Genomic DNA, 24268 nt, shown 5'->3' on the forward strand with positions numbered 1-24268 from the left:
ATTGTTCTTAAAAATACAGGTCTTTTTAGAAATCTGCCCTTAAAAGCGCCCAACTTCTACTAAATTTACAACCGCAGCTACTCCAATTGCCAAAATGCCAGATCTCTGATTTTATTTACATTCTTCTTCCCGTCTACGCAGAGACTATAGTGCTTATCAAGCTTTCTAATCTGCGCCATAAAATACTCCTCGTCTTGCTTACTCTGCGTATTAAATATGGCCTTGATCTCCTGAGATTTGATAGTAGTCACCTGATGAATAACCCAGGATAAAATCAAGGTGGAGTAGTCGTTATCGCCGGTTTTGAAATGTGTAAGTTCCTGGGTCGACAAAATAGTGCCAACGCCAAATTCACGACCTTCTTTCATTATTTTTCTTAAACTCGGGAAGTCTTGAGACATAAAATTGTCCGCTTCATCGACCAGGATCATTTTAGAGATCTGTCGAAAATCCCCTTCGAGTTTTGAGCTACCTTGCTGGTGCATCTGTGTATAAAAAAGATCTAACGTCAGTGCGACGACGAGGTTCTGAATAGTGCGATCGTACCCAGAAAGGTTGATGACCGTGACACCATCTACCAAGTCATAGAGTGACTGAGTCTTGCTCGTGTCCGGCTCAAAGATTTCGTAGGCGGATAGTACTTCGAGAGCTGCGTATAAGGAGTCGTGCTCTATCTTCTCCTGCTCCTGAAATGCTGCCCAGACATCTTCCAGAGTTGGAGCGGGCCGACTCCAAGTGCTTTCATCATTCGAATAAATACCAGCAGCTTCATAGGCGTCCCGGATCACCGTTCGCAATTTGCTTTGCTGCTTTACGCCAAGGTTATAAGACTTTGTCATCGACGAAATGAACTGACCAGCAACATGCACCGGTAGCTTCTTCTTGTCTCCAAACAAGGCAAACGGGTTGAAAGGCAAGCAGTCAAGTTCGAAAACCTTGGCATTAGTCGCCTGTACAAAATCGTCTTTAACGTAGTCAGCCTTGTAGTCGAAGATCAGTATCCCTATTGGGGCTCCGTCAACGTTATGATTCTGATTCCGAACAAGCTGAGTAATCAGTGACTTAGTGAATTGGGTCTTCCCTGTGCCCATCGTGCCAATAATTCCGGTATTCGTATTGAAGAGCTTTTCGGTATTCGTAGGCTCCCAATAGACTACCTCACCGCTTTGAACATCCTTGCCAAACTCTACCCTGAGCGGCTCGGCAGGTGCCACAGGTTCGGAATCGCCCACTTTCTCTTCAGAAGTATCATCAGCCGCAGCGGGGAAGACACCGCTATCATGTTTTGAAAATGGGTACACGACCGTTTCCGCCTTAGTGGGGGTAGGCTTCTTAGCTTCATCCTTTTTCGTGCCTGCAAGTTGTTGCTCAGTGAAAGGCTGCAGAAAATACTCTTTGGGCACATGAAGGAGTGATGAGTTGTCGATTTTCGCTCTAAGGTCTTGGTAAGGGGTCCTTACTAGCTCATCCAGTAACCCCATCGGTATTTCAGCCTGAAGAACTTCTTCAGCTATCTCATACTTCTCTTCAAAACAGGACTCATTGTTGATGTGAGCTACTACCATTGCACCGGGATAATTCGGGAGCTGACCGATCCCATACAGGCCTTCTAACCACTCTTCGCGATGGTTTAAGAAATCCTCGAAATGGTTATCCTCGAAAACTCGATACAACTGATACTTCTCGATTTGCAGAAGCACTTGGCGAATGAATAGCCCGCGATAGAGACGCGACGCAAGCGTGTCCGGTCCCAAGAGGTCTTCTTCCATGTATCGTTTCAACTCAACCGCCTGCTCTCTCGCCTTGGAGAAATCAGGGCGGCCCCCAGCTTTTACCTCCACAGGTAGGAGGTAGAGTTGTCCTTCCTTAAAACCTGCGAACAAGATATCGTCAGAGATTGCACCTTTTTTGATCTTGCGATTGTGGCGCGAGAAATCACTATCGGTCATCGCAAGTCCAATATTGCCGGCCACTCTGATCATTTCAGCGACAGAGATAGGAATCCAGGTGATATCTGACTGGGCCAAAAGGGTACTAACGATTTTATAGGCGCCGATAATGCCTTCTTTCGCAATCTTTTCTTTCGAGTGGTCGGTAATCAGTCTGAGCAGCCATTCACCATTGAACGCATTGAACTCTCGAATCAATTCATTGCCAGCATTGCCCAAGACGTTCTTATAAAGGTCAACTTGCTTGGTGACGGTGATCGCGTCATAACCCGACGAACTGGTGTATTGGTCGGAGTAGTGAATCAGAATCACGCCTTCGGTGGCTTCAAAGAACTTCAGCGTGACCTTTGGATCTATGATGGTCGTCCACACTGAACTATCGTATGAGCGCTCCAGCAAGGACATAAACTCCTGACTCACTGCGAGGCTCGTGGCCGAATGATCATGATAGACATCGTTCTTGGACTGAGAGGGGCGCCAAAGCGTTCCTATTAACTTAGCCAGCTTCAAGTGCGGTAAAGAGCCGTAATCGACACCTTTCAGGCCAAAAGCCGTGAAGTATCGGTCACCCTCGCTCCTCGAAGACTCACCTGACAACAGTCCAGCGCAGGCAACACCCGAAACGTGCTCATCAATATTGTTGTCCACAGCTTCCACTTTCTGATCATTTTTGAAGAATGTCAGATGAGCATAAGCTTGCTTTTCCACTTGGTTGTGCTGAAACTTGCTGAACGTTAGCCTGGTTCGTAGTAAATCGATTACCGCATCGGCATTGCGACGTGCGGCCCCCTTATCGAGCCCGTACCGTTCCTTAATTTCGTCATACATCCCCATCTCAGCGAAAACATCAAACTCAGTCTCGACCAACTTCTCGTCATAGAGATTGACGTGTATGTGACGACCGCCGAGCAAGTTCGCCTGATAGTAGGACACCAGCCCTCTGAATAACTCTGAGTTTTCTGCGTTGTTGACAGAGTTTATTAACAGAGGGGCGTCATCGACCTGGCGGAATAGCTGCTCAAATGTAGACGTGAACTCCTCGATTTTGTGCTTTACAAGATTTATCACAAAATCAAAGCTTGTATCCTGATGTGGCACTATCTCCAACCAGAGGGGGTTCTCTAGCACAGCCTGTGTATAGCTGTAACGATTGTCTCTGTCGAAAAGGTGAGGGAGTAATCCCCGTGCGTTTAATCGTCCTTTCGTAACGTCTGGTAATTCGCGAAAGCTACGCGCTTCACCATCTTCGACGATTTCTTCAACCAAACTCAGATAGTAGGCCATAACCAGCGGATGGAACGGAGTAAAAAATCGACGCTCCTCCACTGTTGCCAGCCCAATGCGAATCACCAGCCGTTCAGAGCTATCGAGCGGCTTCCCCTTCTTAATTTTGTCCAAATACTCAACGCAAGCAAGAACATACTCTTTACCTAGGGCAACAAGTTCAGGCCCCCAGCTAGCCAGCGAGGGCAACGTCTTACGCTCTTGAAAGTAAGAAACAAGGGCGGCATAGGCTTGATATATTCTGTCGTCGGCGAGCGAAAGGTTTGAAAGTGGAATTCCTTTGCGTCGATCATTGTCCCATTCGATGCACTCTTCATTAACGAAGGCTGACTCTGCCTGGAGCAAGGCTTTTCGGAAGAATACTGGCTCCGATTCTTGGCTATCGAAGACGACGGTCTCTTTCCCTGGCCGATACACACCATTGAAGTCATCGTCTTTAAAAAGCCTAGCAAACCGACTTGGATCAAAAATTACTGGTAGCCGGAGTGCTTCTTTGCTCGGTTCCCCTTCAACGAGTACAAAGAGAGACCTGCCCCCATTCGTCAGGGTGAAATTAACTTCGTCAGACTCATCGTAGAGCTGCTCGAAATCGATCTTTCCCACTGAATTTACGTCAATTGTTTCACCGCTGTCGGATAACACGGTCTCGGCGATGACGTCAGGATTAACGTCAAGGCAATGTTGGTCTGCCTGGAGTACGAGTGCTCTTCTCTTTCTATCGATGAGAAAGCGATTCTCAAAGGCAGAAAGATAAAAGCTCCCCTGTTGCACTACCAGGCAATGAAAGCTGTATTTTTCGTTCGAAGAATCTCGATTGAGTCTCAGACTAAAAAACTCTGGTTCACCACTACATGGTCCGGAGATAGTGAAGGTCGACTTGTCGCCTCTAAAAGAGAAATCAATGTCAATGACGTCAGACATAGCTCTTGGCGTAACCAAAAGCTCCTTTTTTTCTAATCGCTGACCAACGAACTTGATCTTGAAGCTGAACAGGTCCTGACCACTCGGAACCTCAATAATCAGATGCTTATCTCGCCTACCCGCCGAGGTGTCTTTCTTATCTCTTACGTCGATTTCGCAGCCATTAACCTCGATTCCCTCATAATCGAGAGTCAGCTTTTTCTGAAGCTCCTCTTCGTCTCGAAACTCTTGGTAGTTGAGCTCGGTCCAGGGAACTTCGGCTCCTTCTCCAAAATGTTCTTGTATAAATTTTGATCCAAACTTTGTCAGCTTGTCTTCCAAGTCATTCGGGAAATGCTCAACGGCAAACTCAATCTCTTCCCTTAGCTGGCGATTCGACTCCAGTCGGCGCGCTACCTGCTTCTCGTTCGAATTGCTTAACACCTGAGGATCGTTGAACAGCCCTAGCTCTTGGAATCGCAGGTCTCCGTCTAGCAATGCATCATGGAGGTGTCGAAATCCGAATACACTGGAGCCTTCTTCCGTGATTATCCGGGCTTGGTGCTCTAAGAGACACCGGGAAGCAACTTGATTCTGAAGCCCACCAGATATCATGAGATCCAGCTCATTTTTTGTTTGATTAGGCGACCAAACACCGTCGCCTTGGGCCAGGTCGAACGCACTATTAATCAAAGTATCAAGAAGGCTGTTATGTACGATTAGCAAAGCGCACCCCTCGAAAGGGGGCATCTCAGCTGCCACAGTATCCCGAAGGTTTGATATGTAGTTTTCCGTGTAGCAACCATTCTGAATATCAGGCTGCTCCAAATGCCCGGTAACCAACAAACGCACATCATTAATCTGGAGATATGATAGTTCGTGCTCACCATAACGTAGTCGACCATCACACTGTTCTAACAACTCCGAAACAAGACGTATTGTGTTGTCTGGGTCTGGTGATTTGAACTGATACCGGGCGCCCGCTTCTATCCGGGACTGAAGCCAACCACGTAGATTACTTACCAAGAAGGCTTCAAAGTGTTTTTCGGACATAAACCGCATCTCCGCTATCGCTCATTCGCTCGACGTTACCAATTCGCTCCAAAAACCTGATGATCGCTTGCTCTGACTGTCTGTCGAACCAGACCCCACGTTTTCTAAACTCCTGAAGCAGCTCTTGGAACTGAATCTGCTTTCTGCTGCCGATAGCCAGGTTTGTGAGAAGGAGTAGATAATCTTGAGAAATTGTCAGCACTCTTCCTGAGCGCCCCCTCACCTGGACAAAGTGTGGTGCAATTTCATTCTCAAATGCGTTCACAAATTTATTGTTTACAGCGTGTTGGTTCGTACCTTTTGTCCCAAAAATTTCCTTGGCAGTTCTACTGAGTATCTCAATCAGTTCTTTCGTTGATTGAGGATATTCTTCAAGAGGTGGAAATTTTCTTTTTTCTCGATATTTTTCGCAGAACCTTATCAGCGATCTATTAACGCTATTACGCTGCAACGCATCCATCTCGTTTATATCTAAAAAAATCTTCCAAAGAGGAAATTTTATCGCTTTCTTATTCTTCGGTTGATTCAGATATTCAAGCATAGAAAGAACCGGGAATAGGTCGAAAGCTTTCGTCCTCAGGTGACGAAAAGCTTCTCTAACCTGATTCCGCTCTAAGCTAGCCTTCTCGGTATCAAGAATGAAGAAAAGTGGTTTACTAGCAGGCCGCTCCGTCCAACCATTGATGTTCAATGCCAACTGGGAGCTATATAAAAAGGTATAAAGGCTAAAAAATGCTCTAAGGTTGTCTAAGAAATATCCGGGATGTTCCAAAAGAAAGCCAAGATCCTGGGAAAAGAGTTCTGACATAAATGGTAAATAAGGCCTCTCAACGGGATCCTCATTACAATCAGTCAATTGCTGTTGGAACGCTTCAACAAGTTCTTGCTCTAAGAAATTCACTTCACTGCTGAGTTTCGGAAATCTTCGATTCGAGTCACGAATGAAGCCGATAAAAACTTGCGCAACGTGTTTATTAGTAGATGCCTCAGCCTGAGCTGCTTTGGCGATTAGAAATTCCGGCGAAACTTTAAACAAACCTGCCGCGTCATTATCGAAATACATCTTTTCAATAAGAGGGAAAATTTCTTGGTCCGTTAGCTTATACTGTAAGCGACCATAAACTGAGGACTTAAAACTCTCTAACGTTGAGCCTTTCTCAAGCCGCTTTTGAAACGCCACCGTCAAAATGTTTCCAGCTATTGCTTCAAAATCAAGGCCAGACGACTGAGACCGAAATGGCAGAAAATGATTAACGAAGTTTTTGTTCTGAATTTCTTGTTCATCCAGCGCAAACAAGTTATCGGAAATACTCACTCGACACCTCCGACAACGATCTCACTGTCTTCAATTTCATTCGTAAGATAAACGTGTTGTCTACCATCCGAAAGCATCAGCTTGTTTGAACGAATGACGACTTTTATTACGTCGTCGACGATCTCCTCCAAAATCACAATCGTATTCTTATCGTGCTTATTCGGCCTGTACCCATCATTTATTTTAGAAACCAGCTCAAGAAAACTAAGGTTTACATTAAACGTTTGAAGTGGTTCATCACCAACCTTAAGGCAAACCGGAAACTCGTGGATATTTGCCATCTCTTCATTTTCAATTCTTTTGAGGTCAGGCTTAATATCGGCAACTGCCGAAATAAAGATGCCGTTTCTGGAGCACAAAAATAAATGCTGTTTTGCAGTTAATGACGGATCCAACCTGTTTCCAAATCGAACCAGTGCATATACAAGCTCATCCTTATAGAAACTTCTCAGCTTTTGACGCTCCTCAGCACTTCCATCATAGCTTTTATGTAAACGCCAAATCTCAATGTATCTGTCGTAAAGCGGCTGTTCAAAATCCTTTTTGAAACGTTGATGAAAGTTATTTCCAATGGCGATATCTTGAAACAGGTAAAAAAATCGTAACCAACCAGCCGACTCAATGTCGACTATGCCTAGGGCTTCCTGCACTGAATTCTGGAACTCATCGAAAGCCTCTTCTCTGATACCTAGAGGATGCTGAATGAGGAACTGATCAATACTTCGAGACCTAATCGTACATGGGTCAAAATGACTGATAACGTCACTCAAGTCATTGTGACCAACCACAAATAGATTGTTGAAAAGCAAGCTGGGGCCGCAAATCAAATGGTGAACGAAATCGAGCAAAGCCCGCGCAGAAAGAAATTGATCAAACTTTAATCTAGCAGAAAGAAGCAAGTGGACTATTCGATCACGCACCTGCTCGTGTTTGAGTAACTCATAGTTCAGAGTCAGAGTGCTGGGCTTCGTTCGCACCGCATCCAGATATGCAAGATGTAGCGGATTTTTTTCATTGGAGGCAACTACGCGCGAAAACAATTCACTGATAAAGCTCGATCCGGTCTTTCCGTCCTCAATACTGAATTTCGGATACTGTTCAAAGTTAAGGAACTTGTATGAGACTGAAATTTCGTCCCCACTTTGGAGGTAGGATTCAATGGCACTCCTGATGTTTTCGTGGCGGGGATGTCCTTGAGATGCAAAGTTAAATAGCATCCCGACATTTATTCCAATGACCAGCGGCTTGTCCGACTCACGGTGCTCGTCAAAGAGCTGGTCTAACGCTTCAATTGCATCTTGATCGGGTTTAAACGCATGAGTAGCATCTAGGTGAAACCTGATTCTGTCTGAGTAGGTCTCGTAATAGCGTTTTAGAATTTCAGACTTTCCGTCACCGGAAGAGCCACACAAGAAGATGACACTTTCTGACGAAAGGTTCGAATTCAGAAGATCTCTGAAGTCTTTCTCAATCCTCGTTTCGACGTAGAGGTACTCTTTTAGTTCGTCTTGCTCTTTTTGTCCCGCCCCCAGCGTTGTAACCGCTTGAGCTGACGACCGAGCCAGGGTGTCAAGCAACCGTTTGAACTGCACGCTATGTCCTTAACCGTCCGGTGGTACCGCGAGTGATTATAATTTTTAGAAAAACGACCAAAGGTCATTGAGACTACCATAGCGAGATTTCACGAGGGAAGCTAGAACCTCACCCCCTGGAGGGGAGGTATAGAAAGGTGGGAAAAGTTAATAAACTCAACAATTAAACGTTCGTTCTGATGTACCCGCAGCGTTGGCTGGCGTCGAACATCCAGCTCTTGGTGACTCTTGCACCAATGGTGAAATTTACAAGATTTCCTTCCGATGGTTCTCAATCACCATCTTCTGGCTCTTCAACGTGCTGTGCCACTTCTTGCAGCTCCACTCCAAAGTAGATGCAAAGCTTGTCCAGGATTTCTGTCGTCGTGTTATAGCCACGCTGGTTCGCAATTTTGGATAGCGTCGTCCTGTGGATTCCAGTCTCCTTCGAAACCTCATCCAGCGTAACCCTTCGATTTTCTTGAAATCCTTTCTCTGCGATTAGTTCTTTTAGACGAAATCTGATCATGGTCGGCAGGCCTTTGAGTGTGTAGCGATGATACCTCATAAGACGCAAACCCGCATCCAATGATGATTAAAACCTACAAAAGACTGTTGACAGCGTCGAAAATAGGCTTAATATGTAGCTTGTACGCTACAAAGAAAGCCTAGGAGAAACATATGAACACTACCGAATACCTGACCACCGAAGAGCTTGCAGAACGGATTCGCTATGAAGCCCGGACGATTCGCGAGCGCCTGAAAGACTCCGTGCTCCTCGAAGGCGTTCATTACATTCGGCCGTTTGGCGGCCGGAAAATTCTTTACATGTGGGAGCCCATCCAGCGAGATATGGCGCTGCACTCCGGCCACCACTCACTTTCTATTCCTATGGCCAACGGAGGACGTATGCATGGCTAGCATTCGAGTACGCGAAGCAACACAGAAGCTGTTTTTCGATTTCCATTTTCGAGGTAAGCGCTGCCGAGAGCAGACCGCTCTTGATAACACGCCCGCAAACCGGAAAAAACTCCAGGCGATTCTCAAACGAATCGAAGCGGAAATCACACTGGGCACTTTCGAGTACCACAAATATTTCCCAAACAGCCCCAAAGCCCAGGAGTTCACGAGGCAAGCAGAGCTCCGGCGTTCTCGCGAAGCTCACGACACGCCGTTGTTCAGTGAGTTTTGTGAAACCTGGATGGATGAGATGCGGGTGCAGTGGCGAAAGTCGCACATCACCACCATCGAAGGCACTCTGAAGAATTACCTGATCCCGGAGTTTGGGGAGAAGGAGGTTGGCCACATCACCAGGCAGGAAATTCTTTCGTTCCGGGCGTCCCTCGCCAAAGTTCAGACCCGGAGCAAAAAGCCACTTTCCGCCAGCCGTATCAACCGCATCATGACGCCTTTGCGCATGATTCTGGGAGAGGCAGCCAACCGATTTGAGTTTACCTCACCCTTTCAGGGGATCAAATCACTGAAGGTGCCGCGGTCCGATGTGGAGCCGTTTTCGCTGGAGGAAGTTCGGCTGATTCTCGCCACGGTTCGGGCGGACTTCAGGAACTACTACACCGTTCGCTTCTTTACCGGTCTTCGGACCGGTGAGATCGACGGGCTGCAGTGGGATTGCGTCGACTTTCAACGCCGGCAGATTCTGGTTCGCCAGGCACTGGTGAATGGCGAGATCGAGCAGACCAAAACCGACGGCAGCTACCGGCACATTGAAATGCCTCAACTGGTCTACGACGCCCTGAAGGATCAGCGCAAGGCCACCGGCAACAACACTTTTGTGTTCTGTAATGGCGCAGGCAATCCGCTTGAGCACAACAACGTCACCAAGCGGGTGTGGTACCCCCTGCTCAGCCATCTGGGCCTACGAAAGCGCCGGCCGTACCAGACCCGCCACACTGCCGCCACGTTGTGGCTGGCCGCTGGCGAGAACCCGGAATGGATTGCCCGGCAGATGGGGCACACTACGACCGAAATGCTGTTCCGGGTTTATAGCCGGTATGTGCCGAACCTGACCCGTCGGGATGGTTCTGCGTTTGAGCGGCTGTTGATCAATGAGTTCGAGGCCAAGGTAACACCGGAAGAGGAGGCAGCAAGCGATGAGGTCTGAGCTGATGTTATTGGCGGCCATGCCGTTGAACCGTCTGATACCTGCCGAACGGCGCACCGTTCGTAATCTGGCTAGCAGCCTGTGTGTGGCCATGGGCATCCTGCAAGAGGGCTGTCATCTGGTGGCCATCCTTGGTCTGGGAGGAGAACGCACCAACCAGGAGGCGATGGAAACCTGGGTGTACTGCGAACTCGTTAAGCAGAATCTGGAAGCGGGCCGTGACTCTCTTCCAATGCTGATCAACCGGCTTCAGGAACTGGAGCATGAATGGAGGACATACTAATGGCCAATCCGGCGATTGACACTGCGGGCCTTCATCTAGCCTTTTGGAGGGATCAGTTTACGGTTCTCGGAGTGCATCCGTTCCAGTCAGCTCGCACTCAGAAAACCATTTATCAACTAACCCTGCACTGTCGCGGACGACAGGTGATGGCTTATCTCGCGCAGGCTCAGGCAGTTCAGACTGGCGTACCGGTATTAGGCAACCGAGTGACCGCCAGCCTGAAGCTGCTGAGATTTCCTTCGGGAGGCCGCCTGATCGTGGAGTCGTTAGATCTTTCCTCCAACACTCAATAGCGTGAACATCTTAGCCAGGGACGGCGCCCTTCTCACTTTCATCATCCAGCGTGTCAGCATCAAAGCTCCCGTCTCGGAAACTCTCAGGCACTGCGTCGTACAGCACACACCCGGTGAACACCACAAACCGAATGGTGGGCCAAAGGTATTTGCCAAGCTTGTGCGGGGCTTTCCAATCAAAGCTGACATTGCCATGCTTAGGGATTCTTATGTCCTCGGCCGGCCGGATAATGATGGCGTTTTGCGCAACACCCAAGCTCTGTCCCCAGAACTTTAAAGCTGCTTTTCTGTTCTCTTCTTTGACCGTCAGCGTAATAGTAGCCCTTGCTCCGAGGCGAAACTTCTTCATCAGAGCCATAAAGGCAATCTGCCTTGACCTTCCCAGGGGCCGGAGCGGAGCCTTACTCCGCTGCACGCTCTCGGCTGCGGCAATAAGCGCTCGTCGCCCAGACTCCGGGTCTTCGGCCATCCAGTCAGACAGCCATTTGAAGAACTGCATACACTCCTGAAACGCGGATTTCGATTGGGGAGGGCTGATATAGGTCGGTAATTCCGGTGCCCGAAAAATCAGCGTAAAGGCCTTATACAATTCGGTGTTAGCTAGCTCTGATTTCGGTCTCAACGAAAAACTCAACCGAATGCCAAGCTTTCGAGTCGGTGAGGGTGTTCCGGTCATGCCAGTAGAGCTGTTCATCAGCAACGCCGAGCGCTCATACCACTGCTGCACGATCGGCAAATCCAGATCCAACTGGGCCGCCGTTTTCTCCAATGCCACAGGCAGGGGCTCATGAAGCTGCGCCTGCGTCCGAATGAAAACCTGGCACGAAACCCGATACGGCAGCAGCGGATTGATGTCTTCGGCCACCCGGTTAACAACGGGTGGCAATTCCTTCTTTTTATCGCTGATTTTCGGAAGCGCCATCAGGCCTTTCGCAGGTATTCGAGCCACAGCTGCCAATATTATTCCGGGTGTCACTCGGTCCTTTAGCTGTGAACGGTGCCGGAATCGTTCAAGTGCACCTGACGTTTTGTCTAGAAGCGCTTGCTGCTGTGCAATCGTGTAAGACCGATCATCGCTAAGCAAGTACTGGCGAAGTGCGAGATCCAGCAGGTGGGTGTAGCTTTTTAGGGTCACCCTTTCACTCGAATGGCCCATCCACTGAGCCAGCTGAGAAAGCGGCCGCCAGGCGTTAGCGACTCCAGCATTCACCGTGTTGCCTGAGCCGTGCACGGCTGGCATGAGTTCTACGTCATTCGACCGAACCCAAGTTTCCGGCAAGAGGTCAAAAGGTTTGCGCTCCAGCAATCGCAGCAAGGTCAGCGTTGCAAAACTGTGTCTCAGATGGTGAAAACGTATATTTTCATCACCCGACACGGATCTGAGTAGGGCCGTCAGCCCATCAAACGCCCATTTTTCCTGGATTCGAAAGGTTCCGCTGACTGGATCTTCGAACAAGGCGTCACGCGCCTCATCGTTGGCGCGCCGCAACTTGCGCCCATTCACAAACCCGGTCAACCACTCCAGTTCATCTCCGGTTAAAAGCAAGCGTAAAGGAAGTCGGCGGATTGCCGCGTCCGACTTTACGCCGGCAATTTTGGTGGGGCGTACGAGCAGCTCGGGATCGTTAACGGTAGGATCCCCGAGGCCATGGAAATCTCCGTATTGCCGGGCCCAACACTCGGTTCGCCGAAGCCCACAACGGAACCCCATAATCAACAGGGCCAGCTGTATTCCCGCCAGCTCATCGTCGGCACGAGCCAACAAAAAGCTCTTTGCCCGGTGATACTCCAGAGGCGTCAGTATTGCCGCGTCGACGCCATAGCCTGAGCCCTCCTCCATTGGGATACGAGGCATTCCGTAATATCGGTGAAGAAATTCGTGCCACTCGGATAATGTCTGTCTGAGTGCTCCACCGTTACCGGGAAAGCCGCTCACCACCGTCTCATAGATCGATTGCCACTCATCCGAGTCCAGGCTTTCAGGGTTCGGAATGTCAGTTGCATAGGGCAGCAAAAGTTCCAGGTGTTGAAGATTGCGAATCTTTTGCTGCAAGGCCAGTGACACACTCTCGTCGGTTCTCAGAAGCGCTCGAACGTAGTGACACATCAACTGCACCAGAATGGAGCACCCCTTCTCTTCTGCAATTTTGTCGAGCGTTTTGAACACCTCCGCTTTCGTTGCCAATACATCCCTCCGTTGCCTTTCCGTCCTGGCCCCCTGGGCGGTCAACGCTTCAGATGCCAGGAACCGCACCCGCTTCATCAGACGTTTGAAAAATGGTTTTTGGTCGGTCAACGGGAATTCAGGAATGATGAGAGCCGGAGAGCCGACCATCTCGTTCTCACGTTCGGCCTGAGATGCTTGCAGTGCAGGTTGGACCACCGTCCCACCGGTCAACAATCGCATCCAGTTAGACAATGGCAAAGAAGCGCCCAGGTCAGGTGTTCGGGCGTAGTGAACCAGGAAACCTGGCGCGACCATGACCAGGTTTGCCTCGGCAACCGCAAAAACATGCAACGGCCGGTTCAAGGTAATCCGGTTTGCCTCAATGAGCCCACCGACAAAGCGCGTCAGCAGTTCCTCATCCGGAGACGCCTTACCTTTTACCTCATTTACCTCTGGCCAATTGCTGCCCCAGCGCAGGTACCAGCGTCGAAGCAGCAGTTCGGTGATAGGCGCCAGAATGACCCTACGGCAGGTGTCGGTTGAGGGACGGGTACGCCCGCCAAGCGAGGTCGATTCCAATTCCAGCCATGTGTAATCACCGGCGCTACCGGCACCCTGCCGGATCGCCTCACTCAGCCGGTTGAACCATCGACGCGCGGTAACGCCACTATGAAAAACCAGGCTGTACAGTAACTCACCAGCATCCCTCGCCATGGCCTCTTCGGCTGGCAGCTCAGGAGCGGCACTCTCCAGGCTGGCCAGGAACGCATCATTTATACGGTCGTAGTCGGCCAATCGGGCTCCCATGTCAGGGGTGGTGAACGAGGAAAACATCTGGACGCTCTGCACAGGCATCGGGACAGGCAGCTGCCAATTCCGGGTTTTCACCCCTTCATCCAGCAGCTTCACGAGATAATGCTGCCTGTCTTTGACCGCACGACCTTCAACGGTTTGACAGGTCTTGTCGACCAGCTGGGCAACCTCTTCGGCTGTCATCGTCAATCCTCGCTGGCCGCTTGCCAGCTCCGGGTGGTGCTCTCGCAAATAATCCCGGACCGCCTCCAGGTGGCCGAGTTTCTCGGCGTTTCGATTATTGGCCCGGTACTCGGAGCCCACTGAGGGTCCTTGGTTTGCCGCTGAAAGCCTCTTCTTCAACGCATCAATTGGTTTATTTAATGGCTCAAACACTGCTTTATCATCACGCATCGAGACCTGCCTCCACCCCGAACCCCAACTCATCCAACAACGCCGCTGTTGCCGGCACAATCCGATTCTTCATCTCGAAAAGATCGAGCGATGAGAACTTGGCGAGAGGCTCAGTCCCCACGCCCCAGTGCCCCATGAAGACGTCGACCAGATAACCTGGAACCCCCTGGTCACGCAGGAAGCCTCTCAGGGTGTGCCGGTTGACGTTCAGGGGCCACGGAAACGTCCATTGAATTTCATCCGCCAATCGTTTTGGGGTCGCGAACTCTGACTGGAGTTTCGCATCAAGAAAAACGAAGAAGGTTTCAATGGGAGCTTCGACGCCTACCTCATTCAGGCGCAGCTTCATGTGCTGCCGGTGCGTCTCATAGCGGCGAAGCTGATCGATAACGACCTCCGGCAGGTAAACCAGGCGAGAGTGGCCGAGATTGTCATCCACTTTGTCAGCAATAATTACGAATCCCCGGCGCTCGTTGAACTCGTATGGATGGGCGATCGGATCGCGAACGGCCCGAAAACCGGTCGACCACATAACCTGCAGGATGGCGTACGCTGTAAACAGATTATGAAATCTTCGGATGTTGGCCCTGGAGTAGGCCGTTTTACGGTATTCGGCAATCTGCGCTCGCAGTCGGCTAACCACGTCTCGCATGACCTCCAGACGCACGCAAAATGGAGAACCCACTCTCGGCAAACCGAAATCGAGGTTGGCGGGAGCCATCGACGGCGACGAGAGCCCCAGGTTCACCAGCCAGGTATTCACGACATCGACATAATCCGCCGCCAACGTCTCAACCGCCCGGGTGTGGTAGTAGAGGTTTGCCGATTGCCCGGTGGGTAGCGTGCGCCCGGTCACCAGGCTCGCATCCACCGTATCCGTGGTTTGATGAATCAACCCCTCAAACACGCAGGTCTGAATTCGTTTCAGGGTAATCCTCGAACCAGTGCTCTTATTGAGTTTTTTGATCTCAATCGCAATCTCCTCAGCCACAGACTCAGTTGAAAGATTTTTCGCGAAAAGAATCCCGTCCTTCTTTCGAGCCCGCCTTGCAACCGGTTCTACCCGCGGCCTGAGTATTTGCCAAAAAACATCCGGAATCGGACCGATAAACAGCTTATTTGTGACCTCCATATGAGGCGCCCATTTTTTCGCTAATTTTCGACGCTCCGGAGGCTCCGCAACAAAGCCTGCCCAAGCTTGATCGTCTCTGACGAGGTAGATACATCCCGGTTTATTTGTTGTCACATTATCCGGTACTTGAGAGCGGTTCTGGACGACCACAGTTTCCGATATAGATTCCAGAGAGCGCCCGGTGAGGAGGATCAACAGGACATGTAGGCGCGTATTTTCAGAGCCCATCTTGTTCTCAAACAGGGCTTTCAAAACCAGCCCTCGCTCATAGTCGTTGAGGCTTTCCCAACGACCTGGTAGAAAACTGTTTGCACGCCGGTATGCTGCGCGCTTCGGTTGCTGTTTTCTGAGTCCGATGGAGGGGGTTTCACCACGCTCGGTATTCAGGGCGGCTCCGCGCTGTGAGATCAGAACGCTCTCATTCATCAATTCCTCTGGCGCATTGCCAGCGCGCCGGTACTGCGTATGCACACGCTCCGACTGCTTCGGCAGCGTAATGTGGACCGTACGCCCCTGAACACCTTCCACCTCAGAATCAACATCGTTGTCCAAAGGGGTCCATTTACCGGTTTTCTGTATTTCCCGGCGTTGTGACTTTTGTTTGTCGGATTGGTAAGTAACGAATTTCCCTTCACCAAGATAAGATTTGAAAAATCCATGAAGTTCTTTGAGGTAACGTGTGTCCTGCCCTTCAAATTGCCGTTGATCCAGGTGCTCATTGACTCGGGCAAAGTGTCGCTCAAATTTTTCTATATCGTTTAGAGGCTTTGGCACTTTCACCAAAGCTGAGTCCGATAGGAACCTTAACGCCCGCCAAGCATCAGCAAGCCGCCGGTCAAACCCCTCCTTTTCGGAAGGAACTAATTCTTTTCGCCAAACGGCGGCAGTGTTAATGACATACGCTGAAACCTGCAGTCTAATTTCAGAGCACTCCGGTTTCCTCGCGAGTTTGTACAGCCCCGCATGCTGCGGAGATTCACCGACAATTCCCCGGGGTCCCCGGCGGTTGGGGGCAAGTTCCTCATACTTCGTTTCTACTGAACCGCAACCCAACCATTCCAGAAATGCGTCCGCACCGTCGATCGGCTGCGAAATTTCTTCAAATGCCTTCACCAAGCGTGGTAGCAGACTTACGATGCTATCCATCCCGAGCCAGTCTGATCGAGGCTGCACAAGTTCGATCAGGAGAGCCTCGGGGTTATTGGGGTCAAATTTCAATGCCATCACGCGACCTCCGCGTCGTTGAGGGGAAGACGCATCTGAGCCTTCGCCGTTAGATAACCCGTGAGATATTTCTCCAGGTTCTTGAGGTGCCGCCGCTCGGCTTTGCTGTCAGGGTTACCGTCGTCACACTGTTGAGATGTGTCCTGAACTTTGTGGAGCAGACTTTCAGCGTTGGGTGAGAACGGCGCTAACTGTCCGATGGTGTCGAGTGACAACGCCGAAATAGCGGCCCAGGCATTCTTCGGATTGGAAAACTGTTTGAGGAGACTGTCGCTATGGAGATCATTCAGCCACTCGATACAAGAAGCGGTGAGCGTCGCGCAGAGCTGTAGACGTAACCCCGACTCTCTTTCTTCAGCAGCCTGTTGCCACATAACCGTGAAATGAGCTTTGACCGCGTCGAGGATTTTCGATGCTGGGGCATCGTCAGCTACATCATCGGGTTGCACAGTTCCATCGTTATCCTGTCCCAACAGTTCTACCTGGCGTAGGGCATCGCTCAGGTAGTCAGGGACAGCTGGCGACGAGCTCTGGAGGCCTGGCTGTTCAGAGCCGGAGGCTAGTAGGTGTTCAAAAATTGAGCGGGTGCGGGGGTCCAGAAATACAGGCTTGATATCGGCACTTGAGGTTCTAGCCCCCGCCTCAGCAACACCCGCTTCCAAGTCGGGGTGATCAACCTCACTCAGCGCGTCATGATGGTCAACTTCAGGCTCCTCGCTCTCGTCCGGCCGAAGTAAGTGCCGTGCCAGTCCGGGAACGAGAACCGGTTCCTCATCCTGGATTTTGAGCTTGCGGCTGATGCCGGCGAACTCCTCCAGCCCCACTCGAGTGTTGAGAGAAGGTGAGATCCAACGGCGCTCCTCATCCGAAAGACTGGCCCAGAGTCGAAGGAAAGCATTTTGCGAGCCCAGCCCGAAAAGCAACGCTGCCAGTAATCGCGAAACCTGCTGACTTTCAGCTTCTCGGTGCTTCCACACGAGAACCTGAACCTTGTTATCCGGAGCGAATACTTTCAGGAGTGCAGCTACGTGCGCGTTTCCGACGACACGGTAATCGCCATTCCTGGTCTTGCAAACCGAAACAGGATAGTGACTGGCCACAGCTAGAAGCGCGTCTTCAGTGAGGAGTTCTGGCCTACGTAGTCCAGAGTAGGAGCCGAGGATCACGTCCTCAACCTCGGTATCTAACCGTTCAAGTCTTAGTTGCGCAACGCGTAAAAATTTTAGGGTTCGCTTAGTTCCGGTCACGTTCTGCTCCTAACTGAATTCAATCGACATCAGGGGCGTTCGACCTTTGCCCCTCAAAAATCCTTTTTTAGGAGTATCACTGCCCCAGAAAGTGCGCAAGCACGCAGGCCGTCAAAAAACCGAGCCTTTTCAGCAAGTTAGGTAGGCTTAACGCCTACCATGTAACCATAAATGACCACCGAATCATAAAATATTATATGTAAGTAACTGATTTTTATGATTATGTTTTACCCAAGAAAAAACCGTTTATTTCACCAAGCTGGGAAGGAACTGGAACAGGCATTGGCGTCGTACTGGAAAATGCGTACGAAAAAGCCCGCTTTTAATCTCGACTTTGGAGCAAAACAAAGGCGAAGTGACCGCAAAGGCAGCTCTCCCGTCCAGCAAAATCGAGCAAGAAATCAGAAAAATCATCGTTTGTGAGGAGTCGCCCTCAAGCGCCAATAACTCCGGTAAACTAGATCTACGAATCAAGAAAAGTGAAACTCTAGGTGAGCTGAATATCCGCTTTTAAGATGCCAAGCCGAGTGCCCGGGCGAGAAAAATGCGTGACGACACAATCCTGGTTGTCGACCTTGAGGCGACCTGTTGGGAAGACCAGACGACACCCGCAGGTGATGCTCAGAGTGTCCACAACATGGAGATCATTGAAGTCGGTGGTGCCCTCGCCACTCGGAAAGGAAACCTGGTGGATGTCCGCTCGTTTCTGGTCAGACCAACCCGGAATCCTGTGCTGAGCGACTTCTGCATGGAGCTTACCGGGATCACCCAGTCGATGGTTGATGCCGCGCCCACGCTCCCCGAGACGATTGAGGCCATGAATGCCTGGCTGGGTGATCTGCCGGACGATTTCATCTGGTGCAGCTGGGGCAACTACGACAGATTGCATCTGGAAGCCCAAAGCCTGCTGGACGGGGCGCAGCCAGCTATCCTGGCCCGCCCTCATCTGAACCTGAAACGTATCTGGCGCCGCACCACCGGCCAGAAGAGGAAGAATGGTTTTGCCAACGCGCTAGCCTTTCACGGATTGGACTTTGAGGGCCATCACCATCGTGGTGTGGACGATGCGCGAAATATGGCCCGAGTCCTCCCGTATATGGATTGGTCTTTGGAACCCGAGTTGCTGACGCCACCGGAGGTGCCAGTATGAAACTGGTCTGTATTTCCGACACTCACAGTCTGCACCATCGCATACCGGATATTCCAGATGGCGATGTCTTGATCCATGCCGGTGACTGCCTGGGCCAGGGCACGCTGGAAAACATAGAAGAGCTCAATGAATGGCTCGGAACGCTGCCGCATCGGTATAAGATTGTGATTGCCGGTAATCACGACTGGGCCTTCCAGGAAACGCCGGAATTGGCACGGCAGGCACTAACGAATGCCATTTACCTGGAAGACAGCGGCGTGGAGATTGAGGGTATTCGGTTCTGGGGTTCACCCTGGACGCCCACCTTTATGGATTGGGCATTTATGCTGGAGCGTGGCCAGCAGTTGCACAAAAAATGGCAGCTTATACCGGGCGATACCGATGTGCTCATTACCCACGGCCCACCCAAAGGTATCGGCGATGAGGCAATCCTTGGATTCAAATGCCAGAATGTTGGCTGCATTGACTTGCTTGACCGAATCCAGCAACTCTCACTCAAAGCGCACATTTTTGGCCATATCCACGAAGGCTATGGGGAGTACCAGAAGGGGCAAACGACGTTGATCAATGCCAGCACCTGCACCGCTCGGTATGAGCCACGGAACGCGCCGATTGTGATAGAAGTTTGAAGCGGTCAAATTTGACCGGGGAGTCGAAATGACCGCAGAAGAGCTGATAACGCAACTACAAAAGTCCCCGCCGGAGACGCCAGTGCTGGTCGAGGGCTACGAAACCGGATTTGATGAAATTGTCGAGCTCACCCCCGAAGAAGTTGTTCGCTACCGGCATGCTCAGGAGTGGGATGGCGAATACCAGGCGCTAGACAGATTCTCCAATCCAGAATCCGGAGTGCTGCAAGCCGCGGTGATCCGGGGACGTAGAGGCCATCGAAGGTAAGGCCATGAAGGATAAGAAATCGTACAGCTTGAGTGACCTGGTGGCACAGTGTGACCCCGACGCGCCCATGCCAGAGACGCTCCGAGAGTGGGATCAGGCTGCGCCGGTTGGCTTGGAACAGGTCGTTATGGGTGACCAAGTGGATATTCGGGAGGCGGTGCTGGTTTTTGGCGAAAAACTGGCTGGCCGGTTCGATGCAGTTCAGCTGATCCTGTTTGGTAGCCGGGCCCGTGGTGATTATCACGACGAAAGCGATGCCGATGTAGCCGTTGTTTTGGCCGGACAGCCTGGGGATTTTGTGGACACCAAGCTGGAGATGGCGGGCCTGGCGTTTGAAGTGCTTTTGGATACCGGCGTGTTGATTCAGGCCTTGCCGGTCTGGGAGCGTGAATGGGCCAACCCGCAGGGCTACTCCAACCCAGAACTACTCGAAAACATTGTCAGGGACGGCATTGTGCTTTGGCGTGCCGGATAACTGCGCCGCAAACCTCGCATACTGATACTGTCGTAAAAATTAACCACCTCGCTGTACTTGCGCCACTCTTTCCAGCACACGATGAGCCGGCATCAACGGCACCTGACCGGTTCTCGCCAGAACATCAATCCAGATCTGGTTCCCGCGCTGAATGATCTCAGCAGTCCCGATGTGGCCTGACACCACGGCCGTGATACCCGAAATGGTTTGATTTTTTCCTTGGGCCCGGTTCCAGGGCCAGGTGCATTCAATGGCAAAACGCTCGGAGAAGGGTGTGTCCTGAACGGTTCGCCAATCATCGAAGGGGCTTTGAGCATGTACCAGCCCGAGCTGTCCGCTCTCGCACTCCAGCGTCATGGTGAGCGGCAACTGGTAGCGACACTGGGTTGCCAAATTTTTGTAAGAGGTTTCATCCAGAGTCGCAGCCCAGCCACCGCCCATCCCCCGGTGCTTGTATCGGTTGCGGTTATCCTCAGCGCCGGCGATAAACATCAGCTCATGGTTACCTATCACGCTGTATACCCAGTCGGTGTCCAGAACCCACTCCAGGAGAGCCCGGGATTCTGGGCCACGATCAATGGTGTCTCCCGGCAGAAACAGACGATCAGCCGCTTTGTTGAATCCAGCACCCGACAACGCGGTTTGCAGAGCCTCGAACTCGCCATGCAGGTCACCACAAACCCAGTCCACCCCGACAGGATTGGTCGCAAAAAAGCGGTGTGGAGTCAGTCGCATGCTCATCGAATCGTCACTCCTACGCCTAATCGTTCACCCACCGTCAACCTCCGGCAGAACCACCACGACCCGCCCATCGACATTCAAAGCCTGACCCTCACCCAGAGAAATCAGCCAGGGCCAGCCCCACCGAGTATGGCCGAACACGGTGAGCCCTTGAAATCCGGTTTCGAGCGACAGCGCTACCCCAGGATCACCCCGACGATCCGCCCGTTCCGGGTCGGTTGGGCCTTGATGGAGTAGCAGGATATCCGGGACTTGATCGGTCACCGACTCTAGTGCGGTCAGGAAATCGTCCTCGGTTCGCCGTTGGTTGCGATTCGGATTGCCCGCGATACCGCTGACGCCACCGATGTTCAGGTTGCCCAACACCCCAACCACCTCGCCATCCAGGAGGGTGGTGTTGTCTGGAAGCGCCTCGGGGTACTCCATCTGGTCGTGGTTCCCCAGGACGCCGACAACTTCGGGCGTGACCTCAGAAAACGCCTGGAACACCTCATCTACCGTTCCAGTACCGCCCCTTTTGTGGCAGTCGGGATAGTCGTACAGGTCGCCGCAAAGAAACACCGCGTCGGGAGCCGGAATGACACCTTCCCGAGACAATGCCGAAAGTGCCTCAGCCACAGGTACGCCGAGCAGCCGATTCTGACTGCCGGCTTCTCGCCCCTGGAGATCAGAGGTCAGCACAAGACTCTTCACATGACTCGGAAGGCCGGTGGCATAGGCTCGATAAAACGGCAGGCGATTATGCAGAGGCACACCGGCAGAGCCGCTGGTGCGGTGCGGCAAGGTGAAAAAGGGGTTCAGGTCGATCCGGGTGATCCTTAGCATGGAAAGCCTCTCGAACTGGCTCCGTATTTCCTACCACTCAAACAAAAAAGGTGACCAAACTGACCGCCCAAAATCTTGGTCGACGGGGGCTGGTTACCCCGCCCGCTTTGCATCAAAGTAGCGTCGAGTTTCCATGAGGTGCTTCATGGAGCCTTGCGCCATAAAGTCTAGGGCTGACGCTCCAAGGAAGGGAGGCTCACTGGTTTCCAGTCGAACCCGACGATTGGCGCGTTCGGCCGTTGGATACATGATCCTCAGGGATTCGTAGATGCCCAGGATGTAGCTGATGCGCTCCAGGGTATCCTGCGAGAGCGTTACGTGTGGCAACGTCTCATACTTGGCCAGCGTGCTCCGGGACACACCGCCGAGCAACTGCATCATCTCTATCTGGGTGCAGTCCCATTCGCGACAGATACCAAAAAAGCCTTTGAGAGCCACATGCCCTCTAGTTTTTTCGTCATCGAGGGCCATTATGTTCGTCCATCCTTGGGCTGCTCTCGATCTTCCACAAAGTCGTCACTGACGCCTTCAGAGTCGAACCACTCGTCCCAAACCGGATCGGTTGGTCGCTCGTAGCCTTTGACTGTCCCCTTTAGGCGTTCCAGAGGTGTAAGCTCCTGAGGGAGCGGCTCGGCCAGCTCGTCAGCATGGGCGGTGTGGGCATCTAGGCCGTCCAGGAGTTCTTTTTCGGTTGGGCGTTTGGTCTTCATGGCACACTCTCCGCAATCACAAGCAGGCCAACTCCGGGGCAGTGGGCTGCAGATAGTATGACTTTACCACCCGAACGAAGCGAGCTACATAGCCGCACTCGCCCAGTGGGGGCAGCCATTCGTCGGGGCCTTTGGCTCCCTTGCTCAGGCTCGCCTTGACCGGCAAAAGATTAACCGGATCATTGGCTATGGACCGGCGCTTCTGGCCAAGCCATTCTCTGGCTCCGCGATCCCAAACCCAGGCCAGCGGCACAACATGTTTTGTGCCCTCAAGGAACAAGCTTTTGGTACACGGTATGGTCGCAAAGCGAACATTCAGGCGGATAGACCAGCACTCACCTTTGGAGAAATTCAGCCTCTTTTTTGGCATGTCCGCAGTAATGGGGTAGAACCCATGATCTAACCTGAAAGTATCAGTTTTGCCGTTGCCAACTACAGTGCTGTTTTCGTCGTTATTCCGGCGCCCGGTATACGAGCGGGCTGAACAGACACGGCAACAGCTTTTGTGTAAGGTAACCGACGATTGGACACAGAACGAGCCGTGATTAAGCCCCCAGTAATATAAGTGGTCGATCAAATTGCTAGCCAACCTTGTGTATATCGCGTTCGCACTTGTCCTCCTTTTCGTTGGGGCAGAGGGCCTTGTCAGGGGCAGTTCATCACTGGCACTGCGGGCGGGTCTCAATCGCCTGATGGTGGGCTTGACCATCGTTGCATTTGGAACCAGCTCACCGGAACTGGTGGTAAGCGTGGAAGCTGCGCTTTCCAACCAGGGAGATATCTCGGTGGGCAATGTGGTGGGCTCAAATATTTTCAATATTGCTGTGATTCTTGGAATAACAGCATTGGTGTGCCCTATTCCGGTTCACCGCCAGGTTATCAAGATAGACGCTCCTGTCGCCCTGGGAGTCGCCCTCCTGTTGGTTTTGCTACTACTGAACCAAACTCTCAGCCGCCTTGAGGGCGTGCTTCTGTTTTCAGGAATTGTCGCCTACACATGGATGAGCGTCATTTTGGCCCGCAGAGAACCTCCCCCCGCCAGTGCGGATGAGGAAAACATTCTGGCAGTCAATACATCACGTCATTGGTGTGTCGATATTGCTCTGATCCTGGTTGGGCTGGCGATTCTTGTGGCTGGCTCCCGCCTACTGGTTGAGAATTCTGTGGCATTGGCGGTCAGTTTCGGAATCAGTGAAGCGGTGATCGGTCTGACGATTGTCGCGGCGGGGACCAGCATGCCGGAATTGGCAACCTCGCTGGTTGCAGCTTTCCGAAAGCAGCCTGACATCGCAATAGGCAATATCGTTGGCTCCAATATATTCAACGTCCTTGGAATACTGGGGGTGGCGTCGATTGTTTCGCCTATAGAAGCACCCGGGATTTCGACTCTGGATTACGGAGTGATGATTCTCTTTACGGTTTTGCTGATCCCGCTTCTGTATACAGGGCGCATGCTGCACCGGGTAGAGGGTGCTGTGCTGCTGGCGCTGTATTTCGGTTATCTTTTTCTCCTCTGGCCCGACTGATGGCCGAACAGGTGACTACGGATCGACGGCATGCCTAAAACAAGTTGAATCGCGTCACGGTGGACTTTCATTGGAGCTGAGCGTGTAAATCAGTTTTATCCACAGCAGGATAAGCCAGCCCCGGTGACCATCTACCTCTTAGAGTACGATCTTGCTGAAAAATCGTTCAATCCACTTTAACCGGGTCGTCGGCAAGGG

19 protein-coding genes are annotated in these 24268 nt (G+C 51.6%); 8 read left to right on the top strand and 11 right to left on the bottom strand.

Features of this window, described 5'->3' with window-relative positions:
* Nucleotides 1–77: 77 nt before the first annotated feature.
* From dptH to ASQ50_RS08780, 4 genes are all read right to left on the bottom strand, one after another.
* A complete protein-coding gene (gene dptH, locus ASQ50_RS08765) occupies nt 78–5186 on the bottom strand; it encodes a DNA phosphorothioation-dependent restriction protein DptH (RefSeq protein ID WP_058091263.1) in 5109 nt (1702 codons plus the stop codon).
* Nucleotides 5167–6501 (bottom strand): DNA phosphorothioation-dependent restriction protein DptG, encoded by a 1335-nt coding sequence (gene dptG / locus ASQ50_RS08770; RefSeq protein ID WP_058091262.1) that lies wholly within the window; start codon nt 6499–6501, stop codon nt 5167–5169. Before dptG ends, dptH begins: the two co-directional genes overlap by 20 nt.
* Nucleotides 6498–8093: a DNA phosphorothioation-dependent restriction protein DptF gene (gene dptF / locus ASQ50_RS08775; RefSeq protein ID WP_058091261.1), complete on the bottom strand. Its 1596-nt coding sequence runs from the start codon at nt 8091–8093 to the stop codon at nt 6498–6500. Before dptF ends, dptG begins: the two co-directional genes overlap by 4 nt.
* A 271-nt stretch (nt 8094–8364) precedes the next feature.
* A complete protein-coding gene (locus ASQ50_RS08780) occupies nt 8365–8601 on the bottom strand; it encodes a helix-turn-helix domain-containing protein (protein WP_022993304.1) in 237 nt (78 codons plus the stop codon).
* A 152-nt stretch (nt 8602–8753) separates the two neighbouring features.
* On the opposite strand from ASQ50_RS08780, the gene ASQ50_RS08785 reads away from it, so the two are divergent.
* From ASQ50_RS08785 to ASQ50_RS08795, 3 genes are read left to right on the top strand one after another with little or no spacing between them, the layout of a single operon-like run.
* Entirely contained in the window at nt 8754–8993 is a 240-nt protein-coding gene (locus tag ASQ50_RS08785; RefSeq protein ID WP_058091260.1) for a hypothetical protein, read from the top strand.
* Entirely contained in the window at nt 8986–10194 is a 1209-nt protein-coding gene (locus tag ASQ50_RS08790) for an Arm DNA-binding domain-containing protein (RefSeq protein WP_058091259.1), read from the top strand. The genes ASQ50_RS08785 and ASQ50_RS08790 overlap by 8 nt, the downstream gene beginning before the upstream one ends.
* A complete protein-coding gene (locus tag ASQ50_RS08795) occupies nt 10184–10477 on the top strand; it encodes a hypothetical protein (protein ID WP_035232409.1) in 294 nt (97 codons plus the stop codon). The genes ASQ50_RS08790 and ASQ50_RS08795 overlap by 11 nt, the downstream gene beginning before the upstream one ends.
* A gap of 303 nt (nt 10478–10780) precedes the next feature.
* On the opposite strand, the gene ASQ50_RS08805 is transcribed toward ASQ50_RS08795, so the two are convergent.
* The 3 genes from ASQ50_RS08805 to ASQ50_RS08815 all read right to left on the bottom strand — a co-directional run bounded on the left by ASQ50_RS08805 (nt 10781) and on the right by ASQ50_RS08815 (nt 17746).
* Nucleotides 10781–14053 (bottom strand): hypothetical protein, encoded by a 3273-nt coding sequence (locus tag ASQ50_RS08805; RefSeq protein ID WP_156509992.1) that lies wholly within the window; start codon nt 14051–14053, stop codon nt 10781–10783.
* Nucleotides 14054–14135: 82 nt separating this feature from the next.
* Nucleotides 14136–16499, bottom strand: coding sequence for a hypothetical protein (locus ASQ50_RS08810; RefSeq protein WP_058091257.1), 2364 nt, complete (start codon nt 16497–16499; stop codon nt 14136–14138).
* Entirely contained in the window at nt 16499–17746 is a 1248-nt protein-coding gene (locus ASQ50_RS08815; protein ID WP_035232415.1) for a hypothetical protein, read from the bottom strand. The genes ASQ50_RS08810 and ASQ50_RS08815 overlap by 1 nt, the downstream gene beginning before the upstream one ends.
* A 544-nt stretch (nt 17747–18290) precedes the next feature.
* Here ASQ50_RS08815 and ASQ50_RS08820 point away from each other — a divergent pair.
* From ASQ50_RS08820 to ASQ50_RS08835, 4 genes are read left to right on the top strand one after another with little or no spacing between them, the layout of a single operon-like run.
* Nucleotides 18291–18896: a 3'-5' exonuclease gene (locus tag ASQ50_RS08820; RefSeq protein ID WP_058091256.1), complete on the top strand. Its 606-nt coding sequence runs from the start codon at nt 18291–18293 to the stop codon at nt 18894–18896.
* A complete protein-coding gene (locus tag ASQ50_RS08825; RefSeq protein ID WP_058091255.1) occupies nt 18893–19525 on the top strand; it encodes a metallophosphatase domain-containing protein in 633 nt (210 codons plus the stop codon). The genes ASQ50_RS08820 and ASQ50_RS08825 overlap by 4 nt, the downstream gene beginning before the upstream one ends.
* Nucleotides 19526–19553: 28 nt before the next feature.
* Nucleotides 19554–19793 (top strand): hypothetical protein, encoded by a 240-nt coding sequence (locus tag ASQ50_RS08830; RefSeq protein WP_058091254.1) that lies wholly within the window; start codon nt 19554–19556, stop codon nt 19791–19793.
* A gap of 4 nt (nt 19794–19797) precedes the next feature.
* Nucleotides 19798–20268, top strand: coding sequence for a nucleotidyltransferase domain-containing protein (locus ASQ50_RS08835; RefSeq protein WP_082780611.1), 471 nt, complete (start codon nt 19798–19800; stop codon nt 20266–20268).
* Between the two features lie 39 nt (nt 20269–20307).
* Here ASQ50_RS08835 and ASQ50_RS08840 read toward each other — a convergent pair whose 3' ends face one another.
* From ASQ50_RS08840 to ASQ50_RS08855, 4 genes are all read right to left on the bottom strand, one after another.
* Nucleotides 20308–21009: a metallophosphoesterase gene (locus tag ASQ50_RS08840; RefSeq protein ID WP_058091253.1), complete on the bottom strand. Its 702-nt coding sequence runs from the start codon at nt 21007–21009 to the stop codon at nt 20308–20310.
* 27 nt (nt 21010–21036) lie between these two features.
* Nucleotides 21037–21834 (bottom strand): metallophosphoesterase family protein, encoded by a 798-nt coding sequence (locus tag ASQ50_RS08845; RefSeq protein ID WP_058091252.1) that lies wholly within the window; start codon nt 21832–21834, stop codon nt 21037–21039.
* 93 nt (nt 21835–21927) lie between these two features.
* Nucleotides 21928–22305, bottom strand: coding sequence for an antitoxin Xre-like helix-turn-helix domain-containing protein (locus ASQ50_RS08850; RefSeq protein ID WP_058091251.1), 378 nt, complete (start codon nt 22303–22305; stop codon nt 21928–21930).
* Nucleotides 22305–22544 (bottom strand): hypothetical protein, encoded by a 240-nt coding sequence (locus ASQ50_RS08855; protein ID WP_022990735.1) that lies wholly within the window; start codon nt 22542–22544, stop codon nt 22305–22307. The genes ASQ50_RS08850 and ASQ50_RS08855 overlap by 1 nt, the downstream gene beginning before the upstream one ends.
* Before the next feature lie 593 nt (nt 22545–23137).
* On the opposite strand from ASQ50_RS08855, the gene ASQ50_RS08865 reads away from it, so the two are divergent.
* The gene (locus tag ASQ50_RS08865) at nt 23138–24070 is read left to right on the top strand and encodes a calcium/sodium antiporter (protein WP_197463860.1); all 933 of its coding nucleotides are present in this window, start codon (nt 23138–23140) and stop codon (nt 24068–24070) included.
* The last annotated feature ends 198 nt before the right edge of the window (nt 24071–24268 follow it).

Source organism: Marinobacter sp. LQ44, from assembly GCF_001447155.2.
Lineage (GTDB): Bacteria > Pseudomonadota > Gammaproteobacteria > Pseudomonadales > Oleiphilaceae > Marinobacter.

Excerpts from the sequence above, each read along its gene's own strand:
- ASQ50_RS08790 (WP_058091259.1), top strand. The coding sequence starts at position 8,986 with ATGGCTAGCATTCGAGTACGCGAAGCAACACAGAAGCTGTTTTTCGAT.
- ASQ50_RS08825 (WP_058091255.1), top strand. The coding sequence starts at position 18,893 with ATGAAACTGGTCTGTATTTCCGACACTCACAGTCTGCACCATCGCATA.
- ASQ50_RS08840 (WP_058091253.1), bottom strand. The coding sequence starts at position 21,009 with ATGAGCATGCGACTGACTCCACACCGCTTTTTTGCGACCAATCCTGTC.
- dptH (WP_058091263.1), bottom strand. The coding sequence starts at position 5,186 with ATGTCCGAAAAACACTTTGAAGCCTTCTTGGTAAGTAATCTACGTGGT.
- ASQ50_RS08850 (WP_058091251.1), bottom strand. The coding sequence starts at position 22,305 with ATGGCCCTCGATGACGAAAAAACTAGAGGGCATGTGGCTCTCAAAGGC.
- ASQ50_RS08780 (WP_022993304.1), bottom strand. The coding sequence starts at position 8,601 with ATGATCAGATTTCGTCTAAAAGAACTAATCGCAGAGAAAGGATTTCAA.
- ASQ50_RS08835 (WP_082780611.1), top strand. The coding sequence starts at position 19,798 with ATGAAGGATAAGAAATCGTACAGCTTGAGTGACCTGGTGGCACAGTGT.
- ASQ50_RS08795 (WP_035232409.1), top strand. The coding sequence starts at position 10,184 with ATGAGGTCTGAGCTGATGTTATTGGCGGCCATGCCGTTGAACCGTCTG.
- ASQ50_RS08855 (WP_022990735.1), bottom strand. The coding sequence starts at position 22,544 with ATGAAGACCAAACGCCCAACCGAAAAAGAACTCCTGGACGGCCTAGAT.
- ASQ50_RS08810 (WP_058091257.1), bottom strand. The coding sequence starts at position 16,499 with ATGGCATTGAAATTTGACCCCAATAACCCCGAGGCTCTCCTGATCGAA.
- ASQ50_RS08845 (WP_058091252.1), bottom strand. The coding sequence starts at position 21,834 with ATGCTAAGGATCACCCGGATCGACCTGAACCCCTTTTTCACCTTGCCG.
- ASQ50_RS08830 (WP_058091254.1), top strand. The coding sequence starts at position 19,554 with ATGACCGCAGAAGAGCTGATAACGCAACTACAAAAGTCCCCGCCGGAG.
- ASQ50_RS08820 (WP_058091256.1), top strand. The coding sequence starts at position 18,291 with ATGCGTGACGACACAATCCTGGTTGTCGACCTTGAGGCGACCTGTTGG.
- ASQ50_RS08785 (WP_058091260.1), top strand. The coding sequence starts at position 8,754 with ATGAACACTACCGAATACCTGACCACCGAAGAGCTTGCAGAACGGATT.